This window comes from Kitasatospora sp. NPDC127111, from assembly GCF_042677465.1.
Classification (GTDB): Bacteria; Actinomycetota; Actinomycetes; order Streptomycetales; family Streptomycetaceae; genus Kitasatospora.
On record NZ_JBHXTG010000148.1, the window covers coordinates 1 to 6,121 of the forward strand.

At 75.6% G+C, this 6,121-nt stretch carries 6 protein-coding genes and 2 pseudogenes; 2 read left to right on the top strand and 6 right to left on the bottom strand.

The features are described 5' to 3' along the window. The 5 genes and pseudogenes from ACFVHB_RS39640 to ACFVHB_RS39660 all read right to left on the bottom strand — a co-directional run. Positions 1-440: pseudogene (locus tag ACFVHB_RS39640) on the bottom strand (DNA ligase); the annotation flags it as partial. A gap of 216 nt (positions 441-656) precedes the next feature. Continuing rightward, positions 657-1,535, bottom strand: a pseudogene (gene ligD, locus ACFVHB_RS39645) (non-homologous end-joining DNA ligase); the annotation flags it as partial. A 278-nt stretch (positions 1,536-1,813) separates the two neighbouring features. Further along, a complete protein-coding gene (locus tag ACFVHB_RS39650) occupies positions 1,814-2,224 on the bottom strand; it encodes an MmcQ/YjbR family DNA-binding protein (protein WP_380332788.1) in 411 nt (136 codons plus the stop codon). A 6-nt stretch (positions 2,225-2,230) separates the two neighbouring features. Next, positions 2,231-2,653: a VOC family protein gene (locus ACFVHB_RS39655; protein WP_380332790.1), complete on the bottom strand. Its 423-nt coding sequence runs from the start codon at positions 2,651-2,653 to the stop codon at positions 2,231-2,233. 44 nt (positions 2,654-2,697) lie between these two features. Continuing rightward, positions 2,698-3,582 (bottom strand): helix-turn-helix domain-containing protein, encoded by an 885-nt coding sequence (locus tag ACFVHB_RS39660; RefSeq protein WP_380332792.1) that lies wholly within the window; start codon positions 3,580-3,582, stop codon positions 2,698-2,700. Positions 3,583-3,721: 139 nt separating this feature from the next. On the opposite strand from ACFVHB_RS39660, the gene ACFVHB_RS39665 reads away from it, so the two are divergent. Together ACFVHB_RS39665 and ACFVHB_RS39670 are read left to right on the top strand one after the other, a co-directional pair. Continuing rightward, positions 3,722-4,156 (top strand): CBS domain-containing protein, encoded by a 435-nt coding sequence (locus tag ACFVHB_RS39665; RefSeq protein ID WP_380332794.1) that lies wholly within the window; start codon positions 3,722-3,724, stop codon positions 4,154-4,156. A gap of 201 nt (positions 4,157-4,357) precedes the next feature. Further along, complete coding sequence (locus ACFVHB_RS39670) at positions 4,358-4,942, top strand: pyridoxamine 5'-phosphate oxidase family protein (RefSeq protein ID WP_380332796.1); 585 nt, start codon at positions 4,358-4,360, stop codon at positions 4,940-4,942. Between the two features lie 87 nt (positions 4,943-5,029). On the opposite strand, the gene ACFVHB_RS39675 is transcribed toward ACFVHB_RS39670, so the two are convergent. Next, positions 5,030-5,656: a DinB family protein gene (locus tag ACFVHB_RS39675; RefSeq protein WP_380332798.1), complete on the bottom strand. Its 627-nt coding sequence runs from the start codon at positions 5,654-5,656 to the stop codon at positions 5,030-5,032. Between the last annotated feature and the right edge of the window lie 465 nt (positions 5,657-6,121).

A 6,121-nucleotide genomic window follows, 5' to 3' on the forward strand; every position in this document is an offset into this window, starting at 1 on the left:
GTGGTCGCCATCACAGGCTGGATCGGCGGCGGCACGTCGGCGAGCGCCGCGAGGAGCAGCCGGCGCCGGTCCACGAGCGGCAGCCGCCGGACGTCGCGGCCGGGCAGGGCGAGGACGTCGAAGGCGATCAGCCCGAGTGCGGTGTCGTCGGCCGCACGGGCCTGCCGGGTGCGCAGCAGCTGCTCGAAGGCGAACCGCCCGTCGCGCCAGGCGACCAGTTCCGCGTCCAGCACCAGCCCGGCCGGCAGCCGGGCGACGGCGGCGGCGATCGGCGGGAACTCGCCGGCGAGGTCCCGCCCGGTCCGTGACTGGAGGTACGGCGGGCGGTCCCCGCGCGCGAACGCCACGCAGCGGAAGCCGTCCAGCTTCAGCTCGTACAGCACGCCCGAGCCGCCCAGCCCGTCCGGCGGGGGGACGGCGGGGACGGCGGCCGGGCGCATCACCTCGACGGGCGGGTCCAGGACGAGGGGGCTGCGGGTGCTCGCCCGTGCCCGGGCCCGCTCGGATCCGGGTGCGGGCTCGCGTCGGGATCCGGGCTTCCGTCCCGGCTCGCGTCCGGGTTCGGGTTCGGGTTCGCCTTCGGTCCCGGCCTCCGGCTTCCGTGCGGGTGCGGGTGCGGGTGCGGGCTCGGGTTCGGGTTCGGGGGACGGCGCGGACGGGAGGGGGCGGGCCCGGCCGGGGTCGAGCAGCGGGGCGAACAGGTCGCCCGACTCCGCGAGCCGCGCCGGGACGTCGTCGATCGTGAAGACCAGGTCCTCCTCCGACCGGGCCCGCTCCAACTCGGCCCAGGAGACCGGCGTGGACACCGTCGGCCGGGATCGCGCCCGCAGGGTGTAGGGCGCGGCGGTGGTCTTCTTGGCGTTGTTCTGCGACCAGTCGACCAGTACCCGGCCGGTGCGCCGCGCCTTCGCCATGGTGTGCACGACCAAGTCCGGGTGGGCGGCCTCCAGCGCGGCCGCGAGCGTCTTCGCGTACGCGGAGACCCGTGTGCTCGGCGTCGGCTCCAGCGGCACCAGCAGGTGCAGCCCCTTGGAGCCCGAGGTCTTCACCCAGCAGTCCAGCCCGTCCGCCGCCAACCGCTCGCGCAGCAGACCGGCCACCGTCCGGCAGGTCAGCACGGACGCGCCCTCGCCCGGGTCGAGGTCCAGCACCAGCCGGTCCGCCTGCCCGGGCGCGGCGGCGTGCCACTGCGGGACGTGCAGCTCCAGGCAGCCCAGGTTGGCCGCCCAGAGCAGCGCCGCGCCGTCGTCCAGCACCACCTGCCGGAGGTTCCCGCTGCTGCTCGGCACCTCCACCGTGCGCACCCAGCGCGGTGTTCCGGCGGGCGGGTTCTTGGCGATGAACACCTCCCCCTCCACCCCGTCCGGGCAGCGCAGGAAGGACACCGGCCGGTCCTTCAGGTGCGGCAGCAGTGCGGTGTGCACGGCGGCGTAGTAGCGCAGCACCTCGCCCTTGAGCGTGCCGGTGCCGGGGTAGTACACCTTGTCCAGGTGTGACAGGGCGAGCGTGCGCCCGTCCACCACCATCTGCGGCATGGCCGCCTCCGAGCCGGGCCCGGTCCCCGCGCGGGTTCGCGGGGGCCCGCGCAGCCAGTCTGCCCGTCCGGCCGGTGCCGTGCCCGGTCGGCCGTCCGCCGCGCGGACCCGCCCTAGCGCGTGAGCGGGGCGAGGGCGGGCGGACGAGCTCCTCGTCGGCGGCCGGCCCGCGCCCGCCCGCGACGCCCGAACGGAACGGCGAGGCCCCTTCCGGCAGCATCACGAACACCTGGGCGGGCCCCCGCCGGACCTCCTCCGGCAGCTGCGGCCGCTGCCGCTCAGCCGGTCACCAGGGCGTGGGCCTCCGCCACCAGGTCCTCGACCCGCGCCCAGTCGACCGGCGACACGTCCAGGTGGACGCCGATCCAACCGCGGTGACCGACGTACGGGGGCCGGAAGAAGCGGGCCGGGTCCTCGGCGATCAGGGACTCCTGGGCGCCGGCCGGGGCCGGGCACCAGAACGCCAGCCGGTCGTCGTGGTGGTGATCCGCCAGCATCACGAACACCCGCACCCGCCGGCCCGCCCCCGCGAACCAGGTCGGCTCGCCGTGGCTGACCCGCTCCGCCACCTCGGGCAGTGCCAGACAGACGGCCCGCAGCCGCTCGACGGGCGGCTCCGCGGCAGGGGCGGGTGCCTCCCCGCCGGGGGCGGGTGCGGGGCGGGCGGCGGCCCGTGGCTGCCGAGCCATCGCCGGTCAGCCGGCCGCCGGGCGGGGCGCGCCCGGGTAGGTGCCGAAGTACCAGCGGTTGCCCTCCGGGTCGTCGGCGGCGAAGTCGCGCGAGCCGTAGTCGGTCTCGTGGAGGCCCGTGGTGATCCGGGCCCCGGCGGCGACGGCGCGGGCGTGCACCGCGTCCGGGTCGGCCGTGACCACGTACGCGGTGAAGGTGCCCGGCCGCCCCGGCCAGGGGGCGGCGCCCCCGGGGTCGGGCCGGTCCGAGCCGAGCATCACGCCACCGCCCTCCGGCCAGGCCAGTTCGGCGTGCGCGACCAGCTCGCCCTCCCCGTACGTGACGACCTCCCGGAAGCCGAAGGCGTCCACCAGGAAGCGGATCAGGCCCCGGGCGTCACGGGCGCGCAGGCTGGGCCAGACCTGCGGGGCGGGAGTCTTGGTGTCCATGGCGGGAGTCCTCCTCCGGGCGGTGGTGGCGGCCCCGGCGGCCGTCACGGCTCCCACTCTGGCGCCGCCGCACCCGCCCCGCCTTGGACGTTTCGGAACTTCGCCGCGTCCGGTCCCTCCTCCGCCAGCCACACGCTGGGCGCGCAGCCGGCCAGCGAACGGAACTCCCTCGCCAGGTGGGCCTGGTCGAAGTAACCGCAGCGCGCGGCCAGCTCCGCCAGCCGGGGCACCGGCCCGGGCGCGCCGAGCAGCTGCCGCGCCCGGTCGAAGCGGATCACCCGGGCGGCGGCCTTCGGGGTCAACCCGGTCTCGCGCCGGAACCGGTCCTGCAGGTGCCGGCTGCTCCACCCGGTCTCCCGGGCCAGCGCCGCCACCGGCAGCGCCCCGCCGCTGCGCCGCAGCGCCCGCCAGGCCCAGACGACCTCCGGCGGCACCTGTCCGGACGGCCGTGCGGCCCGCAGCAGGGCGCCGTCCAGGGCGGCGAACCGCTCCGGCCATCCGGCGGCCCGCTGGAGCTCCTCCTGGAGCCGCCCGCTCGCCGTACCGAGCACCGCCTCGGCCGGGACGTCCAGCCCGCCCAGCTCGCCGGCCGGCAGGCCGAGCAGCGCCCGCGCGGCCAGGGGGTGCACGGCGATCTGGACGCCGGACTGCCGGCCGTCGTGGGTGATCAGCGCGGGGGACGTGTGCAGCCCGCCGAGCAGCGTCGGGTAGCTGCCGCCCGGCTGGGCCGGATCCGGGTGGCCGGCCACGGTGAGCGGTTCGTCCAGGGTGAGGATGAAGGTCAGGTACGGCGAGGGCAGGCCCCGGTGCACGGCGGGCGCGATGCCGCGCTGGCGGTAGCCGGAGTACCAGGCCACGTACGGCCGCAAGGTCGTGGCCGGCCTGGCCCGGACGGCTTCGTCGACCGGGTCGGCGAGTTCCTGCGTCACCACCCCAGTATCGGCCGCGGGAGCGGTGCCGGGCCGGACTTCGCGCTCCTCCGTGGGCTCGCGGGGCGTCCGGCTGTTGCTTATGGTGATCGCACCGGAACAGCCGGTATCCAGGGGGCGGACCTGAGAAGGAGTCCCAGTGACCACTGCCCGAGACATCATGCACACCGGTGCCCAGTGCATCCGCGCCGACCAGACGCTCGCCGAAGCCGCCATGATGATGCGCGACATGAACGTCGGCGCCCTCCCGATCTGCGGCGACGACCAGAAGCTGAAGGGCATCATCACCGACCGCGACATCGTGGTCCGATGTATCGCCGAGGGCAAGGACCCGGCCGACATGAAGGCCATGGACATGGCCGGCCACCTGCACTGCGTCCGTGCCGAGGACACCATGGACACGGTGCTGAAGAAGATGGAGCAGCACCAGATCCGCCGCATCCCGGTCATCGACGGCGAGCGGCTGGTGGGCATGATCAGCGAGGCCGACCTGGCCATGGGCCACCGCAACGGCCAGCGCCTGACGGACCAGCAGATCATCGAGTTCATGGACAGCGTGTACATGATGCGGTGACCGGTCGGCCGGCGGACCGGCCGGCCGCCCCTCGACTGCCGCGGGCCGAGGCCCGCGGGTGCCCCCGCGCCGTACCGCGCGGGGGCACCCGTCGTTCCCGGACCGGCCGGAGGCCGTCCTTCCGTCGTCATTTCCCGGTGTGGGTCTCGTCATACGGGAGGGGTGTTCTCGGCATCTGGGATCCCGTGGAGAATTCCCGGCATGGGAAAAACCTACGAGAAAATCGACGGCCGTCTCCGGGACTTCATCGAGCGTCAGCCCGTCTACTTCGTCGCCACGGCGCCGCTCGCCGCCGACGGGCATGTGAACCTCTCGCCCAAGGGGCGGTCGGGCACGCTCGCCGTGATCGACGAACTCACGCTGGCGTACCTGGACTTCGGGGGATCGACGGCGGAGACCATCGCGCACCTCCGGGAGAACGGGCGGATCACCCTCATGTGGTGCGCCTTCGACGGGCCGCCGACCGTCGTCCGGGTGCACGGGCGGGGCGAGCCGGTGTTCCGCGACGACGACCGGTTCGCCGGACTGCTGCGGCACTTCGACCCCGCGGCCGACGGGTCCGCGCTGCGGGCGATCGTGCTGGTGAAGGCGGACCGGGTGAGCGACTCGTGCGGGTTCGCGGTGCCGCTGATGGACTACCGCGCGGACCGGGACCTCCACGTGCAGTACTTCGACCGCAAGACGGACGAGGAGTTCAACACCTACTGCGAGGGCAAGCCGTACATCGGCACCAGCATCGACGGCCTGCCCGCCCTCCCGCTGCCGCTCCCGCCCCGCCCGGAGTGACCGCGGGAGCCGCGGTGCGCGAGGGACGGTGCGGGAGGGGCGGTGCGGGAGGGGCGGCGCCGGACGGTGCGGTCGGCCGGGACGCCGTCAGGCCGGCCACGCCGGGGCGCGGTGGAGGTCGCGCATGAGGGCGATCTCGGCGCCGTGGTGGAGCAGCTCCTGGTTGACCCACCAGACGATGTCGATGAACGGGTCCTCCGGGTCGCTGCCGTACGGGTAGCTGCTGTGGCCGACGGTGTCGAGCGCCGCGTCGTCGGTGGCGACCAGAACCGCCCGCCAGGCGTCGGCCGCCGCCTCGAACGCCGCGATCGCGCTCTCCGCCTCCCCGGCCACCGGCAGGTCGTCCCGGGTGAGCGATCGGCTGCCCCCGGTGTGGTCGGCCCGGAGGGCGAGCATCTCGGTCAGGTGGCTGAGGCGCCAGGCCAAGGTGGTGAACGGCGGGGGAACCGAGTGCGGGGCCGGGGTGGCGTCGCGGCCCCAGTCTCCCGCGCCGACCAGCAGGGTCGCGCGCGCCCCGGGTCCGTCGGAGTGCCGGCGCACCGACCAGCAGTCGAGGACCGGCTCCCACAGGTACTCGTCGTCCGTCAGCGGACCGACCGCGACGTCCGTCCCGTTGCCGCTGTCCACCACCGGCCCGGCCGGGCGGTCGGCGAGGCGCTTGCGGGCGAAGTCGTACTGCTCCAGCAGCGGGACCATGCGCGCTGGCATCGTCATCGGGCGCTCCCGTGGTCAACACTGATCGGCGGTCGGGCGGTTCGGGCCGCCGCGGGACGGCGGGACCCGGCCCGCACCCTGCCACAGCACCGTCCCCGCCCGCGACGGGTTATCCGGCGGAGCCTCCCGCCCGGCGGCGCCTCCCGTCCGCCGGAGCCTCCCGCCTGCCGTCGTTCCGGCGGCCGGGCGCCGGGCACGAGGTGCGGATGGTGGCGGCGCGGCGCGGGCGGGTGGGGACCTGGAGACGACGGCCCGGGAGGCTGTCCGTCCCGCGGCTCCGGGAACGCCACGACGCCGCCGTACCGGACTCGGCCCGTGGGGGCGGTCGGTGCGGCGGCGTCGTTGTGGTGGCGGGTGCCGGGCGTGGTTCGCCGGGGGTGGCTGCTCGGAGCCGGGGGTGTTACTTGGTGAGGCCGGCCTTGACGGAGCAGACGGGCCAGGCGCCGGGGCCCTGGGCGGCGAGGA

Excerpts from the sequence above, each read along its gene's own strand:
- ACFVHB_RS39650 (WP_380332788.1), bottom strand. The coding sequence starts at position 2,224 with ATGGCTCGGCAGCCACGGGCCGCCGCCCGCCCCGCACCCGCCCCCGGC.
- ACFVHB_RS39655 (WP_380332790.1), bottom strand. The coding sequence starts at position 2,653 with ATGGACACCAAGACTCCCGCCCCGCAGGTCTGGCCCAGCCTGCGCGCC.
- ACFVHB_RS39670 (WP_380332796.1), top strand. The coding sequence starts at position 4,358 with ATGGGAAAAACCTACGAGAAAATCGACGGCCGTCTCCGGGACTTCATC.
- ACFVHB_RS39675 (WP_380332798.1), bottom strand. The coding sequence starts at position 5,656 with ATGACGATGCCAGCGCGCATGGTCCCGCTGCTGGAGCAGTACGACTTC.